Source organism: Dellaglioa sp. CoH-57-MRSF-20 (assembly GCF_056781955.1).
The window spans coordinates 1-457 of sequence record NZ_JBXAXV010000114.1 but is presented as its reverse complement, the minus strand read 5'-3'; the positions used below and the strand labels follow the sequence as shown (position 1 = coordinate 457).

Genomic DNA, 457 nt, shown 5'->3' with positions numbered 1-457 from the left:
GCTCTTGGTTCATGAGAATAACGCGGATGCTGAGCCGACGCTGATGACACAAGTGTCCACTACTCAGTGGGCCGTGGCAAGTGCACACTACAAGTACGCGACAAATCGCCAAACTGATGGTGGGTACGGTAGTCAGCTGTGGTTCCCGATTGCGGCATCGTCCAGTACGTGGATAGAGGTTAACGCTCAGTACATGCACAGTATCGATCTGACGGTCGGCAACCGTATCATGATCGTTCAGACACCTGAGGGGTACTACCGCTCAGTGCAGTCTATTACGCAGAATGGTTCGAACTACAGATTGAATTTGAACTGCACGAATGACGGGTCTTACAATAACAAACCGCTGCCGGTAGTTCCGAGTGTTGGGCAGAATATTCGTCTGTATCGAGACGATTTCGCACCGGTCAACGTATTCTATTCTCAGATAGTTGATCCGCCTGCGCTACCTCTAGCC

General features: G+C 51.0%; 1 protein-coding gene. It reads left to right on the top strand.

The window, feature by feature from the left end; translation table 11 throughout:
• Positions 1-457: hypothetical protein (locus AC1RPN_RS08385; protein WP_481763744.1), on the top strand; the 457-nt coding region annotated here is incomplete at both ends.